This window comes from Streptomyces sp. NPDC026589 (genome assembly GCF_040638385.1).
Lineage (GTDB): Bacteria > Actinomycetota > Actinomycetes > Streptomycetales > Streptomycetaceae > Streptomyces.
Genome location: NZ_JBEZYG010000015.1, coordinates 95898 through 117510, shown reverse-complemented (window position 1 = coordinate 117510; position 21613 = coordinate 95898). Strand labels below are relative to the sequence as shown.

Here is a 21613-nt window from a genome sequence, read left to right as displayed (position 1 = left end):
GTGATCGACTTCCTGAACCGGAACATCTTCCAGCCCCACCCCGAGCTGCTCGTCTTCCTCGTGGTCGCGTTCGGCTTCCTGCTCGGGAAGGTCCGCTACCGGACGATCGCGCTGGGCGCGGTGACGGGCTGTCTGGTCGCCGGGCTGCTGCTCGGGGCCCAGTTCGAGGTCCAGATCGACGACACGGTGAAGAACCTGTTCTTCATCATGTTCCTGTTCGCCCTGGGCTACCGGGTCGGCCCGCAGTTCTTCCGGGGGCTGAAGAAGGACGGGCTGCCGCAGGTCGTCAACGCGGTGGTCGTCTGTGTGACCGGGCTGCTGGTGTCGTGGCTCTTCGCCAACCTGCTCGGTTACGGTCCCGGGCTCGGCGCCGGCCTGATGAGCGGGGCGCTGACCCAGTCGGCCGCGATCGGGGTCGCCCAGGACGCGATCGGCACCCTGCCGGGGCTCTCCCCCGACGAGGTGAAGACCCAGGAGAACCTGGTCGCCGTCGGGTACGCGGTGACGTATCCGCTCGGCACCATCCTGTGCGCGATGCTCCTGGCCAACGTGCTGCCCCGGCTCTACCGCCGTGACCTGGCGAAGGAGAGCGCGAAGCTGGCGGCGGAGCTGGACGCGCCGGACGAGAGCCCGGACGAGGGCGAGGGCTACTACGAGGTGGTGCTGCGCGCGTACAGCGTTCAGCGGCCCGATCTGGTGGGCCGCTCGGTGGCGGACTTCGAGGAGCAGCAGAAGGCGCTGGGCCGCCGGGTCTACCTCACCGGGATCCGCCGCGACGGCACGGTCCTGGAGCACGACCAGTCCCGCACGCTGCGCCTCGGCGACACCGTCGCGGTCAGCGCCATCCGGGGGGACCTGGTGGAGTTCGACGCGGTGACGCACATCGGGTCCGAGGCCGACGACGTGACGTTGCTGGGCTACCGCACCGAGACGCTGCACGTCGTCGTCTCGGAGAAGGCACAGCTGGGCCGGACCGTGGAGGAGGTGCGGCGGGAGCCGTTCATGGTCGGCGTGTACATCGACAGGCTGTACCGGGCGGGGGCGGTCTTCCCCTACCGGCTGTCCACGAAGCTGGAGCGCGGCGACACGCTCGTCCTCACCGGCCCGGAACGCCTGGTCGGACCGGCGGGGAAGGCGCTGGGCAAGCCCGTCCCGACGAGCTTCGCGACGGACATGGTCTGGGTCGGCCTCGGCATCTTCCTGGGCGGCTGCATCGGTATTCCGGCGCTGACGGCGGGCGGGGTGCCGATCTCCCTGTCGACCTCGGGCGGCGGGCTGATCATGGGGCTCGTCTTCGGCTGGATCCGCGGCAAGTACCCGACGTACGGGAACGTGCCGCCCGGCGCGCAGTGGTTCATGGACACGCTGGGGCTCTGCCTGTTCGTGGCCGTCGTCGGCATCAACGCCGGGCCCGGTTTCACCAGCGGGCTTTCCACGGCCGGCTGGGGGCTGCTGCTCCTCGGCGCGGTCGCCACCGTCGTGCCGCTGATCGTCGGGTTCCTGGTCGGGCACTACGTGCAGAAGATCCGCTTCCCGGTCCTGATGGGCGTCCTGGCGGGCGGCCAGACCACCACGGCGGCGATCGGCGCCGTCAACGAGACCTCGAAGTCCCAGATCCCCACCCTCGGTTACACCATCCCGTACGCCGTCGGCAACGTGCTGCTGACGGTGTGGGGCGCCGTGATCGTCCTGCTCAACCACTGACCCGCTACGGAGTGGACACCATGCCCAAGACCAGCATCAGCCGGGAAGAGATCCGGTCGTTCGCCCAGCTCTCCCCGTTCGAGCTGAAGGACAAGTTCATCCAGATCGCGACGGCCGCGCAGAGCGATCAGCCGGGTCAGAAGGGGAAGTCGACCCGGACGATGCTGAACGCGGGCCGCGGCAACCCGAACTGGGTGGCCACGGGGCCCCGCGAGGCATACCACGCGCTCGGTTACTTCGCGCTGTCGGAGTCCCGCCGGGTGTGGACGGCCGACAACCTGGGCGGCATGCCGGAGGAGTCGGGGTCCGCGGAGCGCTTCGAGCACTTCGTCCGTACACACCCGGAGCTGCCGGGCATCGAGCTGCTGAAGGCGAGCGTGGACCTGGCGGTGAAGCGGTTCGGTTTCGACCGGGACGCGTTCGTGCACGAGCTGGCGGACTCCTCGATCGGCGACAACTACCCCGTACCGGACCGGATCCTGCACCACACCGAGCAGATCGTGCGCGGCTACATCGCGGACGAGATGTTCGACCACCGGCCGCCGGAGGGGCAGACGTTGAGCCTGTTCGCGACCGAGGGCGGCACGGCGGCGATGTGTTACGTCTTCGACTCGCTGATGAAGAACGGGATCCTGGCGAAGGGCGACCGGATCGCCCTGATGGTGCCGGTGTTCACCCCGTACCTGGAGATCCCGGAGCTGGACACGTACGACTTCGACGTGGTGCGGGTGGAGGCGAGCCTGTTCACGGAGACCGGGGTGCGGCAGTGGCGCTACCCGGAGGAGGAGATCGCCAAGCTGGCGGACCCGTCGGTGAAGCTGGTCTGCTGTGTCAACCCGAGCAACCCGCCCTCCCTGGCGCTCTCCACCCGGGTCTCCGAGCAGATCGTCTCCATCGTCGGGGAGCGGAACCCGAACCTGATCATCGTGACCGACGACGTGTACGGGACCTTCGTGGAGGGCTTCCGCTCGCTCGCGGCGGATCTGCCGCGCAACACGCTGCTCGTCTACTCCTACTCCAAGCACTACGGGGCGACGGGGTGGCGGCTCGGAGTGATCGCGCTGCACGACGACAACGTGATCGACGCGATGCTGGCGGAACAGGACAGGGAGCAGAAGGACCGGCTGAACAAGCGTTACGGCACCCTGTCGTTGGAGCCGGAGAAGATCCGGTTCATCGACCGGCTGGTGGCGGACTCCCGGCAGGTGGCGCTGAATCACACGGCGGGTCTGTCGCTGCCGCAGCAGATGATGATGGTGCTGTTCTCGCTGTTCGACATGTTGGACGAGGGCCAGGCCTACAAGCACCGGATCCGGGCGATCGTCCAGCAGCGGCTCGAACTCCTGCTGGAGGGCGCGCACATGAAGGTCTCGGAGGACCCGAAGCGGGCGGCGTACTACATCGAGCTGGACCTGCTGGCCGAGGCGGAGCGCGTGCACGGGAAGCCGTTCGCCGACTTCCTGGAGAAGAACTACGAGCCGGTCGACCCGCTGTTCCGGCTGGCCGAGCAGACCTCGGTGGTGCTGCTCAACGGCGGCGGCTTCGACGGACCGGAGTGGTCGGTGCGGGTGTCGCTGGCCAACCTGGACGATCTGGACTACCTGAAGATCGGCCACCAGCTGCGGGCGATCTTCGACGCGTACGCCCAGGAGTGGCGGGCCTAGGGGTGTCTTGTCGATCAGGCCGGATCAGGGAGCGGGGTCCGGTGCCGTGCATCGCAAGGCGGAGGAGGGAGTCATGGCGGAGCCATGGCGAGTGACGACAACGCCGCGAGGTGCGGTGCCGGACCCCGCGAGCCCGGCCTGATCGGCAAGACACCCCCCAGGCCGGGTGAGGTGCACGCCCCGGCCGGAGGTGGGGTGGGGTCCGGCCGGGACGCGCGGTGGGGGGCGATGGTGCGGTTGGGGGGCCCGAGGGGGACGTACGGGCTACTGGGTGCCGGTTTCCCCACCGCCACCGGGGCGACCGGTGGCGGCGGGGGCCGGCGTGGGGGTCTGTACCGCCGACGAGGAGGTACGAGGAACACGCTAGCGGCAACGGAACGGACAAAGACGGCGTTACGGACCGCAGTTGATGTTCTTAGGACGGGCTTAAGGAACCCATCGGCGCGGGTTAATGCTGGGGGCCGGGGGCGGGCGTGGTCCGGGGTTCCTTACGCCGCTGCCAGCCGGCCCGGCGGCCGACCCGGCGGCCGTGACCGCGCCGGCCGCGCTCGGGGCGGCTGCCGTACAGGCCGATCCAGATCCGGACCTCCGTGCCGCCGAGGACGGACCGGCCGATGCGCAGGTCGCCGCCGGTGGACTCGGCGACCCGGCGCACGATGTCGAGGCCGAGGCCGGTGGAGCCGACGGACCCGCTCGCGGCGTCGCGCCCGCTGGTGCCCCGGGCGAGGGCGGCCTCCGGGTCCGAGATCCCGGGGCCGGCGTCGGAGACGAGCACGATGACCGCGTCGCCGCTGTGGTGGACGTCGACGGAGAAGGCGGTGCCCTCGGGGGTGTGGCGGAAGACGTTGCCGAGCAACGCGTCCAGGGCGGCGGCCAGTTCGGGGCGGGCCACGGGGATGCGCACCGTACGGTCGACTCCCGCGAGGCGCACCTCGCGGCCCTCGTCCTCCGCGAGCGCCGACCAGAAGCCCATGCGTTCGCGGATCACCTCGGAGGCGTCGCAGCCCGCCCCCGCCTGCCCGCCCGGGGACTGCGGGCGCTGCTCGCGGGCCGTCCGGATGATCGTGTCGACCTCGCGCTCCAACTGCTGGACCGCCGCCCGGGTCTGTTCGGCCGCCGGACCCTCGCCGAGGGACGCGGCGTTCAGCCGGAGCACGGTGAGCGGGGTGCGCAGCCGGTGCGAGAGGTCGGCGGCCAGCTCGCGTTCGTTGGCCAGGAGCTGGACGACCTGGTCGGCCATGGAGTTGAACGCGACGGCGGCGGACCGTAGTTCGGTGGGGCCGTCCTCGGGGACCCGGGTGCCCAGGCGGCCCTCCCCCAGGTCCTGGGCGGCGCTCGCGAGGTGCTGGGCGGGCTGCACCATCCGTACGCCGAGCCGGTCGGCGACCGCGACCGAGCCGACGATCAGCGCGACGCCGACGCCCGCCAGCGTCAGCCACGCGGTGGCGACCCCGTGGGAGACCTCGCCCTCGGGGACGAACACCTCGACGACGGCGATGTCCCCGGTGCCCAGCGCGGTCGGCTGGAGGAGCGCGAAGCCGCCGGCGACCTCGGTGATGGAGGCGCGCCCGGCCTTGCGCACGGTCGCCACGTCCTTGGGGGTGGCGCGCCGGGTGCCGATGTCCAGGGGCCCTCCCTCGGCGGGGACATGGACGGCGAGGTGTCCCCGGTCGCCCGGTTCGGTGGACAGGACGGCCCGGGTCAGCTCCTCGCGGTCGGTGGTGATGGAGAGCGTCGGGGCGATCATCGCGGCCTGGCGTTCGGCGTCGGAGAACGCCCGGTCGCTGGCCATCTCCCGGATGACGAGTCCGAGCGGCACGGCGAAGGCGATGACGACCATGGCGGTGACCGCGAGGCAGACCTTGACCAGGGCCCATCTCATGCGGGCGGCTCCGTGAACGGCGTGTCGACCGGAGTACCGGCCGGGGCTTCGGTCCTGGCATCGGCCGGTACTCCGGGCCTGGCATCGGCCGGGGCATCGGCCGGCGGCTGGAGCTTCACGCCGACGCCCCGCAGCGTGTGCAGATAGCGCGGCCGGGCGGCGGTCTCGCCGAGCTTGCGGCGCAGCCAGGACAGATGGACGTCGATGGTCTGGTCGTCGCCGTAGGACTGCTGCCAGACCTCGGCCAGCAGCTCCTTACGGGCGACGACCACACCGGGCCGCCCGGCCAGGAAGGTGAGCAGGTCGAACTCGCGTCGGGTCAGGTCGAGTTCGGCCCCGTCCAGCTCGGCGGTGCGGCGCAGCGGGTCGATGGAGAGCCCGCCGACGCGGATGACCCTGGGCGGCGGCGCCTCACCGCCGGCGGCGCGCGAGCGGCGCAGCACGGCGGCCATCCGGGCGGAGAGGTGCTCGACGGAGAACGGCTTCGTCAGGTAGTCGTCGGCGCCGTCGTTGAGCAGCCGGACGATCTCGCTCTCGTCGTCCCGGGCCGTGGCGATGATCACGGGCACATCGGTGATGGACCGCAGCATCTTCAGCGCCTCGGCGCCGTCCAGGTCGGGCAGCCCGAGGTCGAGGATGACCACGTCGAAGCGGAAGTGCGCGACCTCGCGCAGCGCTTCGAGCGCGGTGCCCACGCTCCGTACCGTGTGGGAGGCCTCACTGAGGTGCCGGATGAGGGCGGAACGTACGAACTGGTCGTCCTCGACCACGAGCACACTTGCCATGGGCGGCACCGTACGCCATGCCGACGGGCCCGGTCCCGGTCCCGCCGGAAACCTCCGTAAAGGCCGGAGAAGAGCGGTTGTTCACGACCTCCGGGGGCCGGCGGGGCGGGCCGCGTGGTGCAGGATGTGCCGATGCAACGAGGACTCGTACACGCGCTGGCGTGGACGCTCGCCACCGGCGCGGCGGTCACGCTCTCCTGGTGGGGCGTGCACACGGTCATGACCGGGACGGCCTACGACCCGCCCCGGGCCGTGCCGGTGTCCGTGGGTTCGGGGCCTCCTCAGCGCATCGGGCAGAGCACCGGGGAGCCGCTCGTCTCCTCGACGCACCGGACCTCCCCTTCCCCCTCCCCCTCTCCCTCCGCCTCCTCGCGCACCGGCGGGGCGAGCCCCTCGCCGTCGGCCCCGCGCCCCTCCCGTACGCCGTCGGCCACCCCGGCGAAGCCGCCCGCGCCCGCGAACTCGGGCGAGGTGAAGAGCTATCGCACCGACGGCGGCCGGGCAGTGTTCGAGCTCGGCAGGCGCTCGGCGAAGCTCGTCTCGGCGACGCCGGAGCCGGGCTGGTCGATGCAGGTGTGGACGAACGACGCGTGGATCCGGGTGGACTTCAGCGACGGGGGCGGGGAGAGCGGGACGACGTACTCGGTGTTCTGCACCTGGAACGGGACTCCGCCGACGGTGCAGGTCGTCGAACCGTGATCAGGGTCGCACCAGGGGCCGTCACGGGTTCTCGAAGACGGACGGCGGCGGCGCGGGCGACGGTTTGGCCGCCGCGTCGGTGACGACGGCCGCGCCGCCGGTGAAGTCGGTGAGCGCGCGGCCGTGTTCGACGCGGCCGGGGTGCGGGTCGCTCGCCACCCGGCGGGTGAACTCCGCGACCGGGAGCGCCACGGCCGAGGCGAGCAGGACCGCGTTGCCGAAACGGCGGCCCCGCCACACCACCGGGTCGGCGGCCAGCGCCAGTTCGGGGAAGACGGCGGCGGCGGTGGCGACCTGGCCGCGCAGATGGGCGAGCGGAGGGCCGTCGGCGAGGTTGGCGGCGTACCGCCCTTCGGGCTTCAGGACCCGGCGCACCTCCGTGAGGAATTCGACGGAGGTCAGGTGGGCGGGGGTACGGGCACCGCTGAACACGTCCGCGACGATCAGGTCGGCCCAGCCGTCCGGGAACCTGCCGAGCCCCTCGCGGGCGTCGGCGGCCCGGACCCGGACCCGGGCCTGGGGGTCCAGCGGGAGGCGGTCGCGGACGAGCTGGACGAGGGGCGCGTCGAGCTCGACGATCTGCTGGGTCGAGCGGGGGCGGGTCGCGGCGGCGTACCGGGCGAGGGTGAAGGCGCCGCCGCCCAGATGCAGGACGTGCAGCGGCTGGAGCGGGGGTGCGGCGAGGTCGATGACGTGGCCGAGGCGGCGCTGGTAGGCGAACGAGAGGTGCCCGGGGTCGTCGAGGTCCACGTGGGACTGCGGGGCGCCGTCGATCAGGAGCGTCCAGGCGCCCGGGCGTTCCCGGTCGGGTATGAGCTCGGCGAGTCCGCCGCCGACCTGCTGGGAGACCGGCTCCCGCTCGGCCCGGCCGGATCCCCGGCCGCTGCCCTGACGCCCCTTCGCGCCGTCGGCTCCGCCCTTGCCCGCGGCCTTGTTACGGCCGGCCGCCTTGCCCTTGCCCGCGGCCTTGTCCTTGCCGTGGGCCGGCGCTCCTCGACGTGCCACGTTCGCTGGTCCTTGCTGGTGGGGGCCCGGGTCGCCGGCCGCGCGGGGGTGTTCCGCCCGTCCGTCCATTATGGGCTCAGCAGCAGTTGTCGGCCGCCTCGATCAGCCGGGCGGCCTGGTCGAGGGCGGCGCGGAGCACGGCCGGATCGGTGACCGGGGCGTCCTCGGCGGGCGGGAGCAGCCAGCCGGAGCCGGGGCCGGGCGGCTCGGCGGGGATGCGCAGCCCACGGCCGTCGGTCCGCGTACAGGCGCTGCCCGGTACGTCCCAGGCGTCGGCGGTGCCCGGCGGAACGAGGAATCCGAGGGTGTCGCAGGCGCCGTCGTGCAGGACCGGGCCGACGGGCTCCTGGTCCCGTCCGCGGCGGAGGATGTCGACGGCCTCCAGCCCCTGCCGGGCGGGGACCGTGACGAGGTCCAAGGACTGGTCCCCCCGCGCCGGGGCCATCGGTTTCGTCGAGGTCGTCCGTGAGCCGGTCTCCCTGCCGAGATGCAACAAGGGAACCCCTCCTCTCATCGCCGAACGGAGCCACGCTCCGTCTCCACATGGACCAACGCCCCCGGTGCGTCAAGGGCTACGGCCCCACACCGCCGCAAAGGGTGGCAGTTCATGGCAGATCGTGGACGTTATGCGCCTTTCGTAACGAAATGCATCGTGTGCGCTCCGTCACAGCGGGTACGTTCTTGCTCCGCCGGGGCACTTGGATCCATGGGCCTCGGCCGCACCAGAGAGGGGCCGGCCATGGTGGCGACAGCGGCAGTTCCCAACCTCGCCTTCCGTCAGCTGCGCGGGCAGCGTTCCGCCGGGGAGTTCGCGGCGGCCGTCCGCAGAGCGGCGCGGGAGATCGGGGAACAGGTCGCGTGCGACGCCCGCTACATCGGGCGCGTGGAGTCCGGGGAGATCCGCTGCCCCAACTACGCCTACGAGCGCGTGTTCCTGCACATGTTCCCGGGGGCGTCCCTGGCCGACCTGGGGTTCTCGGACCGCGAGAGCGTACGGGGGCGGGGTGCCCGGGTCGTGTCCGAACCGCCGCCCGCGACGGAGGCGGCGACTTCGGGCTCTTCCTCTTCCTCTCTCCCTTCCGGCCCCGCCCGTCTCCACCGCGACACCGAAACCGACGACATCCCCGAGGAGAGCGACGTGCTGCGTCGCGTGTTCATGACGAGCGGCACCACCACGGTGGCGGCCGCTTCCCTGGGTCTCGGCGGGGCGCCCGCCTCCGCCGCCCGGGTCTCTCTGCCCGCGCAGCGCCGGGTCGGCGAGGCGGAGGTGAACGCCGTCGAGAAGGCCGTACGGCAGATCCGGCTGCTGGACGACCGGCACGGCGCGGACGGGCTCTACCGGCGGGCCGCCCAGCCGCTGCGCGCGGCGTACGAGCTGCTGGACGCCGGGACCACCGCACGGCGCGCCACCTCGGACCGGCTGCACGCGGGCGCGGGCGAGCTGGCCATCTCGGTGGGCTGGCTGGCCCACGACTCGGGCCGCTTCGACGACGCCCGCTCGCACTACGCGGAGGCGCTGGCCACGGCGCGGCTGGCCGGGGACGCGGGACTTGAGGCGCACGCGTTCTGCAACACGTCGTTCCTGGCCCGGGACGCGGGGCGGCCCCGGGAGGCGGTACGGGCGGCGGAGGCCGGCCAGCGGGCCGCGCGCACGCTGGGGTCGCCCCGGCTGCTGGCCCTGCTCGCGCTGCGGGAGGCGGGGGGCCGGGCGGGGCTCGGGGACCGGACGGGGTGCGACCGGGCGATCGGGCGGGCCCGGGCGGCGTTCGACCGGGGGCCGACGACGGGTGATCCGGAGTGGATGAGCTTCTTCCGGGAGGCGGAGCTGGAGCTGCTGGAGGCGCAGTGCTGGTCGGCGCTGGGCGACTGGTCCCGTGCCGCGCGGCACGGGCGGCGGGCGACGACGCTCCAGGACGCGCACTTCACCCGGAACCTGGCGCTGTACCGGGCCCAGCTCACGGGCGACCTGGCCCGGGCGGGGCGGGTGGACGAGGCGGCGGCGACGGGGCACCAGGTGCTGGACCTGCTGACCCGGGTCCAGTCCTCGCGGATCCGGGGGATGTTGGCGGGGGCGGCGCGGGTGCTGGAGCCGCGGGCCGGGGCGGGCCCGGTGGCCGCCTTCCTGACCCGCCACCAGGGGTCGCCCCCGGCCCCGCCCGGCGCGGGCGGCGGCCACCCAGGCCGGTAGCGACCCCTCGGCCTGTCTCGGTCCGGCCCGCCCCGCGGGCCCCTCTTGGCCTGTCCGCGGCCACCTCGGCACGTCCCGGGGTGCGAAACCCAGCCCGTCCGGCGCTTGAGGACGGAACGGGCGAGCACCTTCCGGGGTGCAAAACCCTCCCGGGACGCGCAACCCAGCCCGTCCGGCGCTTGAGGACGGAACCGGCAAGCACCTTCCGGGGTGCTGATCAGGGCCTCCCGCGCCACGGGACCGTGGAGATCCCGCCCACCGGACGAAGGCTTCCGTCCTCAATCGCCGGACGGGCTTGAGTGCGCCCGGGCCTCGGCCCCAAGCGCCGGGCGGGCTGGGGTGGGCACGGCTTCGGCCCCAAACGCCGGACGGGCTTGGGTGGGCTCGGATGGGCCCGGGTGGGCCCGGGTGGGGCGTCAGCGGTCCAGGTGGCCCGTGTCGTTCCAGCGTTCCACGGCCGGCAGGCCGTACGCCCAGCCCAGGACCGACAGCGACGTCGGGTCCAGGCGGATGCGGGCGCCGAAGGACAGGTCCTCGCCCAGCCATCGCGCGCCCAGCGCCCGCAGGATGTGGCCGTGGGCGAAGACCAGGACGTCCCGGTCCGCCGAGCGGGCCCAGGCGACGATCTCGTCCGCGCGGGCGGTGACGTCGGCGACGGACTCCCCGTCCGGGACCCCGTCGCGCCAGATCAGCCAGTCGGGCCGGTCCGCCTTGATCTGGGCCGGCGTCAGGCCCTCGTACGCCCCGTAGTCCCATTCCATCAGCGCGTCCCACGGCACGGCCCGCTCCCCGAACCCGGCGATTCGGCAGGTCTCGGCGGCCCGGACGAGCGGGCTGGTGCGGACCTCGACGCCGGGCAGCCCCGCCCAGGGCGCCCGGTGCAGCCGCTCGCCGAGGAGCTTCGCGCCCTCGCGCCCGTCGTCCAGGAGCGGGATGTCCGTCCTGCCGGTGTGGTTGCCCCGGACCGACCACTGGGTCTGGCCGTGCCGGGCGAGCAGGATGCGCGATGCCATGAAAGCTCTCCCTGGAACGTTGGTGCTGTCGGGCCCTTCCATCATCCCGTACCGCCCCGGCAGGCAACCTCCCGGGCCGTGCGGGCGTCCCATCCTGAGCAGCGCCCCGGCCGGGAGTTCGGACCAGGGCGGGACCGCTGCGTACGGGATGTCCGGCAGGGGGCCCCCGGGGGAGACGGCGGCACGGTGCCGCCGTACGGTTGAACGTTCGTCGTCGGCCGCATGAACATGGGGAGAGCTACCGGATGCCGCACGCCACCGCGCCGCCCGCGACCGGTCATCGGCCCCGCTGGTGGACGGAGCTGCCACTGATCGCGGTGGTGTACGCGCTGTATTCGGTGGGCCGGCTCCTGGTGCGCGGCGATGTGTCGACGGCGGTCGACCACGGCCTGGCGATCCTGCGGCTGGAACAGGCGCTGTACCTCAACGCCGAGCAACCGCTGAACCGTCTCTTCACCAGCACCCCGTCGCTCGGCATACCCGCCGACTTCGCCTATGCCTCCCTGCACTACCTGGTCACCCCGGCCGTCCTCATATGGATGTTCCGGCGCAGGTCGGCCGCGTACCGGGCGGCCCGGGTCTGGCTGATGAACTCCACGCTGCTGGGGCTGGTCGGCTTCACGCTGATGCCGACGTGCCCGCCCCGGCTGCTGGACGCGAGCCACGGCTTCGTCGACACGATGGCGCAGTACAGCGCGTACGGCTGGTGGGGCGAGGGGGCGAGCGCCCCGCGCGGGCTGAGCGGGATGACCAACCAGTACGCGGCGATGCCCAGCCTGCACGTCGGGTGGTCCCTCTGGTGCGGGATCCTGCTGTGGCGGCACGGTCGCCATCCCCTCGTACGGGCGGCGGGCATCGTCTATCCGCTGATCACCACGGTCATCGTGATGGGCACCGCCAACCACTACTTCCTGGACGCCGTCGCGGGCGCCGCGGTGATGGGCGTCGGAGCCCTGCTGGTCAGGTCCGTCGTACGGATCGCCGACCGGTTCAAGGCGTGGGGCGCGGCGCGGTTCACCGGGCCGGCCGCCGTCCTGTTCGCGGGCGGCGGCGGGGGCGGCCGGAGCACCGTCGCCGGCTCCGTATCCGCGGGCGTGCCCCCGAATGTCAGTACCGGATGCAAGACTTCCCCGGGTGAGCGAATCCCCGGCCAGCGGACCACCTCCGCAGATCCCCCCGGCACGGCAGTCAGCGGCACAACAGCCGGCGACGACGCCGACGCGGCCGCGAGCGACGACGCTCCGTCAGCGGCTCGCTGAGCTGCGCGGCCCGTCCGTCCAACCGCACCCGCTCGACGCGAGAGCCCTGGCCGCTCTCGCCGCCAACCCCGGCTGCAAGCGGCGGGCCCTGCTCGACGGCGCCGGGGTGGACAAGGGCGTGCTGGCCACCGCGCTCGGCTCTCCCGCCCCCTTCGGGCAGTCCCAGTTCGCCTTCATGCGGGGCAACGCGTTCGAGGCGAAGGTCAAGGCCGACGGCGGGGCGGAGCTGCTGCGCCTGCTGTACGAACGGCTCGGCGGCGGGGCCGAGGCCCCGGCCGGGGACGCCGCCACGCCGGATCTGAGCGCCGCCGGTCCCGAGGGCCGTGCCGCGCGCACCGCGCTCGCGCTGCGCGAGGCCACGGCGGCGGGCGGCTGGGCGCTGCTGGACCATCCGATGCTGGCCCTGGAGGTGGCGGGTTCCCCCGCCTATCTGGAGCCCGACGCGGTCGTGGTGCACCCCGACGGCCGGTGGACGGTGGTCGAGATCAAGTCGTTTCCCATGATCGACGCGTCGGCCGACCCGTCGAAGGTCGGCGCCGCCGCCCGGCAGGCCGCGGTGTACGTGCTGGCGCTGGAGCGGGTCGCGGCGGTCACCGAGGGTGCGGAGGTCGGGCACCGGGTGCTGCTGGTCTGCCCCAAGGACTTCTCGAACCTGCCGACCGCCTCCGTCGTGGACGTACGCAAGCAGCGCGCCGTGACCCGCCGGCAGCTGACCCGGCTGACGCGCGTCGAGGACATCGCGGCGGGGCTGCCGGAGGGGACGACGTTCGATCCGGCGTGCCCGCCCGAGGAGCTGGACGCCGCCGTGGCGGCGGTGCCCCCGGCCTACGCCCCGGAGTGCCTGGCCGCCTGCGAGCTGGCCTTCCACTGCCGGGCCGGGTCCCGGGCCGAGGGGGCCGTGGAGACACTGGGCCGCAGTGTGCGCGGTGAGCTGGGCGGGCTGACCACGGTGGCCGGGGTGCTGGCCGCCGCGGCGGGCAAGGAGGGCGATCCCGACGATCCGACGGTCGACGCGCTGCGCCGGGCCGCCGCCCTGCGCGCCGAGGCACTGGAGAGTGCGGAGGCTCTGCGCGCCGGGACACGGGGAAGCGCCTCCGTGCCGCGTGACGGGGCGCCGGAGGGTGCGGCCGCATGTCGCTGATCACCACCCTGGCCCGGCTGGAGGCCGTCGACACCGGCCGCGCCCAGCCGCTGGCGACCGTCCGGCACCGTCATCTCACCGACCGGCCCCTCGTGCTGGTGCCGCTGACCACCGCCGGTGAGGCCGGGGCCCCGCTCGGGGCGCTGGTCGGCACGGACCGGGAGGCGCCCCGGCTGCTGGCCGTCGCCCAGCCCCGCGACCGGGACCTGCGCTTCGCGTTCCTGGCCGAGCTGGCGGAGGCCGTCCTGCCGCACATCGAGGCGTACGCGGACGTCGTCGAGCCCGCCGAGCGCAATGAGACGGACCCGGCGACCGGCAAGAAGGCCAAGGTCGAGGTCGAGCTGTGCACCGACGCGGCGCAGCTGATCGTGCCGAGCCGGGCGGGCGTCGAGTTCGTCCGGCTGCTGGGCCGGTCCATGCGGTTCCGCCGTACCGCCGAGGACGATCCGGACACCCCGTATCCGGCCCCGGCGCGGGTTCCGCTCCTCGGCCGCTGGCTGACGCACTACGGGGAGCGGGCCCGGGTGCCCGGCTCCGCACTGCTGCCCGCCGTCACGGATCTGCTGAACCGGCACTGGGCGACCGGGCAGAGCAGCCTGGAGGACCAGCACCTGGGCGCGCTGCTGGCCTGGGTCGATCCGCCGGCCGGCTCCTCGGGGGCCGAGGCGGCGCTCCGGGCCGAGCTGGCCCGGGACGGGGAGGGCCAGTTGCTGTGCCCGCCGGCGGGTCCGGCCACCGACCCGGACTTCGACAACCGTCTCCTCGCCCCGGCGATCGAGCGGTACGACCGGGCGCGCACGGCGCTCGCGTCGGCCGAGGACGGGCTCGCCGCCGATGCCCGCCTGGGTGAGCTGAGCGCCGCCGAGCGGGAGATCCGCTCGCTGCTGGCGCGGGTCATGCTGCCGACCTGGGACGCGGTCTGGCGGGGTCTCGACCTGCTGCGGGAGCTGCCCGAGGGGTCCCGGGCCGAGGACCGCTGGACCCGGGACCGGTGGTCGTTCACCGCGCACCGGGACCGGGTGCGTTCGGGCGAGCCGCCGCAGCCGCGCCGTGACGACGCGGTGACGGCGGCCCAGAAGCTGGCCTCCCGGGAGACCGCCCAGGCCCAGCTGGAGGCGCAGGAGGCGCTGGACGATCCGCTGGTGCTGGCGGGACGGCGGCTGGCGGGCGAGGCGTTCCTCGCCACGGTGTCCGAGGTGGAGATGGCGTACACCGAGTCCAAGCGGCCCTCGCCGCGCCCGCTGGTCACGGTCCGCACGGACGAGCGTCCGCACCTGGCCGAGCGGACGAAGGTCTACCGCTCGCTGGAGCGCAAGCCGCAGACGGCGGAGTTCGTGCGGTACGCGGACGGGCCGCCGGCCGACGACGGGGAGGTTTTGTTGGTACTGCGGATCCTGGACCGGATGGGCCGGGGCAAGGAGCCCGCGCCCGGTTCGGTGCCGGAGCCGGGCGAGCGGATCGCCTGGACCCTGTTCGAGCACGACCAGCGCGGCGGCCCGAAGCTTCCGGACCCGGAGGAGACGCCGTGGACCCACGGCGGTCCGCCGGGCGCGGACGCCGCCGAGCGCGCGGAGCGACCCGACCCCGTGACCCCGGAGGACCTGCTGTGACGACCGCCGTCTGTGAGGGCCTGCTGTGATGACAACCGTCTTCGACCCGGGCGCGGAGGCGGCGCGCGCGACCGGCGCGATCCTCGACGACACCCTCCGCGGCAGTGCCCGGGGCATCGTCGTGGACTCGCCCCCCGGCGCGGGGAAGTCGACGCTGGTGGTCCGGGCGGCCCTGGAGCTGGCCGCCGCGGGGCATCCGCTGATGGTGATCGCGCAGACCAACGCCCAGGTCGACGACCTGGTGGTGCGGCTCGCGGAGAAGGACCCGGAGCTGCCGGTGGGCCGGCTCCACAGCAGCGACTCCGACCCGTACGACAAGGTCCTGGACGGGCTCGCCAACGTCACGAAGTCGGCAAAGGCGGCGGATCTGGCCGGGCTCGACGTGGTGATCTCGACGGCCGCCAAGTGGGCGCACGTGAAGAACGTGGAGCCGTGGGGGCACGCGATCGTCGACGAGGCGTACCAGATGCGTTCCGACGCGCTGCTGGCCGTGGCCGGGCTGTTCGAGCGGGCGCTGTTCGTCGGGGACCCGGGCCAGCTGGACCCGTTCTCGATCGTCGGCGCCGACCAGTGGGCGGGACTGAGCTACGACCCGTCCGCGAGCGCGGTGTCCACGCTGCTCGCGCACAATCCGGAGCTGCCGCAGCACCGGCTGCCGGTGTCGTGGCGGCTCCCGGCGTCGGCGGCCCCGCTGGTGTCGGACGCGTTCTACCCGTACACGCCGTTCCGCAGCGGTACGGACCACGGGGACCGGAAGCTCTCCTTCGGGGTGGCGTCGGACGGTTCGGGGCCCGACCGGGTGCTGGACGAGGCGGCGGAGTCCGGGTGGGGGCTGCTGGAGCTGCCCGCCCGGCACACCCCGCGCACCGATCCCGAGGCGGTACGGGCGGTGGCGCTGGTGGTCCGGCGGCTGCTGGACCGGGGCGGGGTCGCGACGAGCGAGCGGGCCGAGGGGCCGGTGCCGGTGACGGCGGACCGGGTGGCGGTCGGCACGGCCCACCGGGACCAGGCGGCGGCGGTGCGGGCGGCCCTCGCGGAGCTGGGCGTCACGGGGGTGGCGGTGGACACGGCCAACCGGCTCCAGGGCCGCGAGTTCGACGTCACGGTGGTGCTGCACCCGCTGTCGGGGCGTCCCGACGCGACCGCGTTCCACCTGGAGACGGGCCGCCTGTGCGTGCTGGCCTCGCGGCATCGGCACGCCTGCGTGGTGGTGTGCCGGGAGGGGGTGGCGGACCTGTTGGACGAGCACCCGTCCACGGAGCCGGTGCAGCTGGGCGTCACGGTGAAGTTCCCCGACGGCTGGGAGGCGAACCACGCGGTGCTGGCCCACCTCTCGGAACGCCGGGTCCGGTGGCGGCCCTGAGCCGGGGACGCGTGCCGGCCGCCCTGGGCCCGGTGCGCGTCCCGGCCCTGCCGCCCAGCGTGGGAGACGCTTCCCCGCGCCCCCGCCGTGCGCCCCGGCCCCCTTGCGCGGGGTTGGACAATGGAGGGTGGCCGTCCGGATCCTCCGGTCATCAGGTCGTCCGAGGGAGGAACACCACATGACACAGTCCGAGCGGAACGAACGGCAGCGGCTGCGCCCCGCGCCGCTGCTTTTCGAGCCGTCTCAGGCCACGGCGGATCCGGAGCACTTCTTCGACCTGGAGTCGGTGGAGGACCCCCGTGAGCTGCTGGCCCGTGCGACCGAGCTGACGCAGGCCTTCCGGGCGGCGACGGACCGGTCGGTGGAGTTCCAGGCCATGGCGGCGGCCCAGCTCGCCGACCCGCGCCGGTTCGACCGGCTGACCGCGGCGGACGTGGCGGAGCGTGCGGAGTGGACCGAGGACTACGCGAAGAAGATGATCGAGTTCGGCCGCTCCCTGCTGGACGCGCCCAGAGCCTGACCCGCGCGGCCGGCGGCCGGGTGGCCCGTGGGGCAGCTGGCCCGTGGGGCGGACAGGGCCAGGGGGACGGGTGGGGCCCGTGGGGTGGACAGCGCCGGTTGGGTGGCGGGGGCCCGTGGGGCAGGTGGGGCCCGTGGCACAGATGCCGGTACGCCAGGCCGGGGGTCAGGTCCCGTGGCATATTCCGGCGGGCAAGATACCCCTCCCCCTCCCGTCCTGTCCCGGTTTCCGGCAACTCTAGGAATCCCCTCCGTCACTCCCGGTAGACCTTGCTCCATGAGCGCATGGCCGAAAGACGAAACGACCCTGCAAGCCGGTGCCGCCCCGCGCCACGGCGTCGACATCTTCGCCCTGCTGCGGGACCAGTCCGGCCCCCAGGCCGCACAGGTCACGGCGGCCGGCGCCGCCTGGCTGGCGGGGGCCGCCCCCTATCCGCGCAGCACGCTCGCCCACTGGGAGGAGCGCCCCGAGGCCCCCGGCGTACTCCCCTGCGGTTCCGCTTTCGACGTCGTGAACGTGCCGGCGCTGTTCGGGCGGCGGATGCTGGAGCAGCTCTGGGCCGAGGGGCCCGGCTCCGGCCCGGTCGCCACGCACCGGGGCCGGATGCTCCTGTTCGCCGCCCCCGGAACGGCCCAGCGGCTGCCCTCGCTGCTCGCCTGGGAGGAGTGGGGAACCAGCGGTTCCGGGGGCGCCGGAGACTCCGGGAAGCAGCGCGGCACGGTGCCGCCCCTGCTCTGTCACGGCACCGGCGACGCCGTGACCGTACCCCCGCTGACCTGCGCGTCGTCCGAGGGCGGACCACGTTGGGTGGTCGCCCCCGACACCCGCAACCCATGGCTCCCGGGCCCCGATGTGCTGCTCTGGGCATGTGTGCGGGTGAGCCGGTCCGCGTCGTCCCCGAGTGCCGCGCATTCGATTTTTCCTCGGGCGGATCAGGGTGCTAATGTCTACGACGTCACCAGGCGCCGTTAGCTCAGTTGGTTAGAGCAGCTGACTCTTAATCAGCGGGTCCGGGGTTCGAGTCCCTGACGGCGCACAGACGGAAGAAGCCCCCCGCGGAAGCGGGGGGCTTCTTCGTTCACCCGTGTGCGGCGAGGTCCTCCCCGGAGCTCTCCGCAGGGCCGTTCCGGACGCCGGTGGTGATCCGGACGGTCCAGGAGCCGGACGGGGTGCGGTCCGCGACCTCGACGCGGGTGTCGTCACCCGGCACGGTGAAGGTCTCCCCGACGGCGAGCGGGGCGTCGGCCAGCGGCGGGTAGACCGAGCGGTCCCAGCAGGCCCCGGTGTCCGGGTGGGCGTCGATCACCTCGACGGGCCCGCCACCGGAGGCCGTCTCGCTGCGGACGCGGTAGATCAGGATGCCCTCGGCGCAGGTGTCCCGGTCGTTCCCGGTGGCGCTGCGGGCCTCGATGGCCAGGACACTGTCGGCACCGGTGCGGACGACGGCGAGCCGGGTCCCGATCGACCCGCCGGGGGCCGGGGCGGCGGCGACCGGTTCGAGGGTGAGGTCGGCCGAGCCCTGGACGCAGACGACCTGGCGCCCGCCGAGCCAGCCGAGCTTCCACTTGTGCCAGCCGAACAGGTCCGGGGCGAGGCCGAACTGGCTGCCCATGACGTCCCAGTCGCCGACGTGGGTGTCCCAGTCGCCCTTGCCGTCCGTGGGCCGGTGGTAGAGGTCGGCGAGGTCGAAGACGTGTCCGGTCTCGTGGGCGAGGACGTTGCGGTCGGGCGGGTGCTGTTCGAAGACGGTGACGACGCGCCGGATGTCGCTGCCGTCGGCGCGAAGCGGCCGGTCGAAATTGACGACCTTGGTGGCGTCGGAGTCGACGCCGGGGGCGTCCGGGTCGGCCACCAGGTAGACGACGTCGTACCGGGAGAAGTCCACGTCCGGGTCGGCCGCGTCGATGGCGTCGCGCAGGTAGGCGGTCCGCCGCTCGGCGTTCCAGTCACGCTCTATGCCGTACCAGGTGGAGTCGCGCGGCATCCGCGTCCAGGTCCGCTGCGGATGGGGGCGCAGGGTGAACCGGCCATAGCTGGCGCGCTCGAAGAAGCGGGTCGTGGCGGGGAAGTGGTCGGCGGTGAGCGCCTCGGGGGTGAGGGTGGGTTCGGAGTCCGGGAAGGACAGGAAGATCATGACCGCGTCGAGCCCCCGGTCGGGCCGCGGGTACGCCGCGTTCCAGGTGTCCAGGCCGAGCGAGTGGTGCGCCGCCGTCCGGGGCAGGGCGCAGGGGGTGGCGTCCTCCATGGCGGCCGCGGCGGGGCCCGCGACGAGGGACATGGCGGCGAGCGCCAGGAGGGAGGTGGCGGCGGCGGCCAGACTGCGCAGCGGCGGCCGTTCCGCTCCCCCGGGTCCGCGACGGCACGGCACATCGACCTCCGGGTGGGGAAACACGGTCCATCCCGTCCACCCTGTGCCGCTTCACCACGCCACGCCCTGTTGTGCTGCCCCACACGGGTTCAGCGGGACAGAGCGGAACAGAATCGCCACCCACACCTTCACGGAACGTCACCGCCGACCATTCGAGCCACCCGATGAAACAGATCCGCACAGAAATGATCAGGATCGGGCAAAGCGGAACGTCGGCTCCCGTTGCCTCGCGGACGCGTGCGATGGCGCGGACCGGATGGTGAGCTGGAAGGGCCGACGCGGCACCCTCTATGCTTCACCACGCTTTCCCGCGTGGAACGGGCCCGTTCACGGGACCGCCACTCGGTGGCCAGTCCGACCCCACCAGTTCACGACGACCTTCACAGCGGGAGCGAGCGGTGAGCGGAACCTCCGAAGGGCCGAGCGCCCCGGCAGGCACGGCCTCCGGCGTGCCCCCCGCGCCGGTCACGGAGCGTCATACGACGGCGATGGACCCAACGGTCATGGACCCACCGATCATGAAGCCAACGGTCACGGACCCAACGGTCTCGGACCCGCCGGTCGTGGACACACCGGTCACGGGCCCGGCGCCCTGGGATCCGGGCGCCGGGACCCCACCCCCCGCCGACGGCGGTCCCATCGCCTCCGAACTGCGCGACTACCGTGCCGCCTTCAACGCCGCCACGCTCCCCATGGGCGTCGTCGACGGCCGGGGCCACGTCGTACGGGCCAACGAGGCGCTCGGCGGGCTCCTGGGCACCGCGGCGGCGGTCCTCGCCGGGCGGCAGGCGAGCGAGCTGTTCGACCTCGCGTCCGACGACCGCACCTGGCACGCCTACCGCGAGGTCCTGCTGGGCCGCCGCTCCCGGTTCCGCTGCACCCGCCGCCTCAAGCACCCCGACGGGCGCTCCCTGTGGGCCGAGATCACCGTCGTACCGATGACCGGAGCGTCGGCGGCGGAGCCGGCCCGGGTCCTGCTGACGGTCGCGGACGTCAGCGACCGGCGGGAGCTCCAGGAGCGGCTGCGCCACCTCCAGATGCACGACCCGGTGACCCGGCTGCCCAACCGGACGCTGTTCTTCGAGCGCCTCGCCTCGGCGCTGGAGACCCCGCCGTACCAGGACGACTCCCTGCCGCCTCGGCAGCACGCCCGGATCGGGCTCTGCTACCTGGACCTGGACGGCTTCAAGGCGATCAACGACACCCTGGGGCACCGGACCGGGGACCGGCTGCTGGCCGCGGTCGCCGCGCGGCTCACCGACTGCGCCGAGAACGACGCCTCACGCAATCCCGGCGGCAGCCGGCTGGTGGCACGCCTGGGCGGTGACGAGTTCGCGATCCTGGTCGAGGACTCGGCGGGCACGGAGGAACTCGCCGAGCTGGCCCGTTCGGTCCTGGCGGCTCTCCAGCAGCCGTTCGACCTCGCCGGACAGCGACTTTCGGTCTCCGCGTCGATCGGAGTGGTCGAACGGACCGCGGCGGGCACCTCGCCCACCGGTCTGATGCAGGCCGCCGACACCACGCTGTACTGGGCGAAGGCGGACGGCAAGGCCCGCTGGACCCTGTTCGACCCCGAGCGCAACGCCCACCGCATGACCCGGCAGTCCCTCTCCTCCACGCTCCGGCCCGCCGTGGAGCGCGGCGAGTTCACGCTGGAGTACCAGCCGCTGGTCGGGATGGCGGACGGTGTGCTGCGCGGCGTCGAGGCGCTGGTGCGCTGGAACCATCCGCAGTTCGGCGTCCTGCCGCCGAATCGGTTCGTCCAGATCGCCGAGGAGGACGGATCGATCGTCCAGCTCGGCCGGTGGGTGCTGCGCACCGCGTGCCGGCAGGCGCGGCGCTGGCAGCTCGACCACCCGGACGAGCCGCCGCTGTTCATCAGCGTCAACGTCGCCGTACGGCAGGTCTGGGACTCCGACCTGGTCGCCGACGTGGACCGGATCCTGGCCGAGACCGGGCTGGCCCCGGGGCTGCTCCAGCTGGAGCTGACCGAATCGGCGGTGATGGGTTCGGGCGGCCGTCCGCTGCGGGCGCTCCAGGCGCTGAGCGACATGGGCGTACGGATCGCCATCGACGACTTCGGCACGGGCTATTCGAACCTCGCCTACCTCAGCCGGCTGCCCGTCTCCGTGCTGAAGCTGGACGGGGCGTTCGTGAAGGGCTTCCGGTACGAGGACGGTACGCATCCGAGCCCCGCCGACGAGACGATCGTGGAGGCCATGGTGCAGCTGGCGCACCGCCTGGGCCTGACCGTCACCGCGGAGTGCGTGGAGACGGCCGGGCAGGCGGAGCGGCTGCGGCGGATCGGCTGCGACACCGGGCAGGGGTGGCTGTACTCGCGGGCCGTGGCGCCGGAGCAGATCGCCGGGCTGATCGGGTCCCGGCCGCTGGAGGGCTGACGCCCCCCCGGCC

Annotated in this window: 17 protein-coding genes and 1 tRNA gene; 12 read left to right on the top strand and 6 right to left on the bottom strand. The window is 73.5% G+C overall.

Annotated elements, in window-relative coordinates; all coding sequences use genetic code 11:
- The gene (aspT, locus tag AB0F29_RS25410; RefSeq protein WP_361876056.1) at window positions 1-1704 is read left to right on the top strand and encodes an aspartate-alanine antiporter; all 1704 of its coding nucleotides are present in this window, start codon (window positions 1-3) and stop codon (window positions 1702-1704) included.
- 20 nt (window positions 1705-1724) lie between these two features.
- Entirely contained in the window at window positions 1725-3368 is a 1644-nt protein-coding gene (locus AB0F29_RS25405; protein WP_361876053.1) for a bifunctional aspartate transaminase/aspartate 4-decarboxylase, read from the top strand.
- Between the two features lie 448 nt (window positions 3369-3816).
- Here the strand turns inward: AB0F29_RS25405 and AB0F29_RS25400 are convergent, their stop codons facing one another.
- A complete protein-coding gene (locus tag AB0F29_RS25400) occupies window positions 3817-5250 on the bottom strand; it encodes a HAMP domain-containing sensor histidine kinase (protein ID WP_361876050.1) in 1434 nt (477 codons plus the stop codon).
- Entirely contained in the window at window positions 5247-6035 is a 789-nt protein-coding gene (locus AB0F29_RS25395) for a response regulator transcription factor (RefSeq protein WP_361876047.1), read from the bottom strand. The genes AB0F29_RS25400 and AB0F29_RS25395 overlap by 4 nt, the downstream gene beginning before the upstream one ends.
- A 132-nt stretch (window positions 6036-6167) precedes the next feature.
- On the opposite strand from AB0F29_RS25395, the gene AB0F29_RS25390 reads away from it, so the two are divergent.
- The gene (locus AB0F29_RS25390) at window positions 6168-6734 is read left to right on the top strand and encodes a hypothetical protein (protein WP_361876044.1); all 567 of its coding nucleotides are present in this window, start codon (window positions 6168-6170) and stop codon (window positions 6732-6734) included.
- Between the two features lie 21 nt (window positions 6735-6755).
- On the opposite strand, the gene AB0F29_RS25385 is transcribed toward AB0F29_RS25390, so the two are convergent.
- Window positions 6756-7739, bottom strand: a complete 984-nt coding sequence (locus AB0F29_RS25385; RefSeq protein ID WP_361876042.1) for a fused MFS/spermidine synthase — start codon at window positions 7737-7739, stop codon at window positions 6756-6758.
- A 76-nt stretch (window positions 7740-7815) separates the two neighbouring features.
- Window positions 7816-8184 (bottom strand): hypothetical protein, encoded by a 369-nt coding sequence (locus AB0F29_RS25380; protein ID WP_361876384.1) that lies wholly within the window; start codon window positions 8182-8184, stop codon window positions 7816-7818.
- A 294-nt stretch (window positions 8185-8478) separates the two neighbouring features.
- Between AB0F29_RS25380 and AB0F29_RS25375 the strand changes: the two genes are divergently transcribed.
- On the top strand, window positions 8479-9927 hold the full coding sequence (locus AB0F29_RS25375; RefSeq protein ID WP_361876040.1) for a tetratricopeptide repeat protein: 1449 nt from the start codon (window positions 8479-8481) through the stop codon (window positions 9925-9927).
- A 416-nt stretch (window positions 9928-10343) separates the two neighbouring features.
- Here the strand turns inward: AB0F29_RS25375 and AB0F29_RS25370 are convergent, their stop codons facing one another.
- Complete coding sequence (locus AB0F29_RS25370) at window positions 10344-10940, bottom strand: histidine phosphatase family protein (RefSeq protein ID WP_361876037.1); 597 nt, start codon at window positions 10938-10940, stop codon at window positions 10344-10346.
- A gap of 245 nt (window positions 10941-11185) precedes the next feature.
- On the opposite strand from AB0F29_RS25370, the gene AB0F29_RS25365 reads away from it, so the two are divergent.
- The 7 genes from AB0F29_RS25365 to AB0F29_RS25335 all read left to right on the top strand — a co-directional run bounded on the left by AB0F29_RS25365 (window position 11186) and on the right by AB0F29_RS25335 (window position 17869).
- On the top strand, window positions 11186-12199 hold the full coding sequence (locus AB0F29_RS25365) for a phosphatase PAP2 family protein (protein WP_361876034.1): 1014 nt from the start codon (window positions 11186-11188) through the stop codon (window positions 12197-12199).
- 106 nt (window positions 12200-12305) lie between these two features.
- On the top strand, window positions 12306-13340 hold the full coding sequence (locus AB0F29_RS25360) for a hypothetical protein (RefSeq protein ID WP_361876381.1): 1035 nt from the start codon (window positions 12306-12308) through the stop codon (window positions 13338-13340).
- Window positions 13331-14950: a hypothetical protein gene (locus AB0F29_RS25355; RefSeq protein WP_361876031.1), complete on the top strand. Its 1620-nt coding sequence runs from the start codon at window positions 13331-13333 to the stop codon at window positions 14948-14950. Before AB0F29_RS25360 ends, AB0F29_RS25355 begins: the two co-directional genes overlap by 10 nt.
- A gap of 28 nt (window positions 14951-14978) precedes the next feature.
- Window positions 14979-16313 carry an AAA domain-containing protein gene (locus AB0F29_RS25350; RefSeq protein ID WP_361876028.1) on the top strand — a complete coding sequence of 445 codons (1335 nt, stop codon included), beginning with the start codon at window positions 14979-14981 and terminating at the stop codon, window positions 16311-16313.
- A 178-nt stretch (window positions 16314-16491) separates the two neighbouring features.
- On the top strand, window positions 16492-16833 hold the full coding sequence (locus tag AB0F29_RS25345) for a hypothetical protein (protein ID WP_097867676.1): 342 nt from the start codon (window positions 16492-16494) through the stop codon (window positions 16831-16833).
- 276 nt (window positions 16834-17109) lie between these two features.
- Complete coding sequence (locus AB0F29_RS25340; protein WP_361876026.1) at window positions 17110-17805, top strand: bifunctional DNA primase/polymerase; 696 nt, start codon at window positions 17110-17112, stop codon at window positions 17803-17805.
- Window positions 17796-17869: transfer RNA gene (locus tag AB0F29_RS25335), tRNA-Lys, on the top strand. The genes AB0F29_RS25340 and AB0F29_RS25335 overlap by 10 nt, the downstream gene beginning before the upstream one ends.
- Before the next feature lie 42 nt (window positions 17870-17911).
- Here the strand turns inward: AB0F29_RS25335 and AB0F29_RS25330 are convergent.
- Window positions 17912-19201: a M6 family metalloprotease domain-containing protein gene (locus AB0F29_RS25330; protein WP_361876378.1), complete on the bottom strand. Its 1290-nt coding sequence runs from the start codon at window positions 19199-19201 to the stop codon at window positions 17912-17914.
- Between the two features lie 398 nt (window positions 19202-19599).
- Between AB0F29_RS25330 and AB0F29_RS25325 the strand changes: the two genes are divergently transcribed.
- Complete coding sequence (locus tag AB0F29_RS25325) at window positions 19600-21600, top strand: EAL domain-containing protein (RefSeq protein ID WP_361876023.1); 2001 nt, start codon at window positions 19600-19602, stop codon at window positions 21598-21600.
- Window positions 21601-21613: the final 13 nt, after the last annotated feature.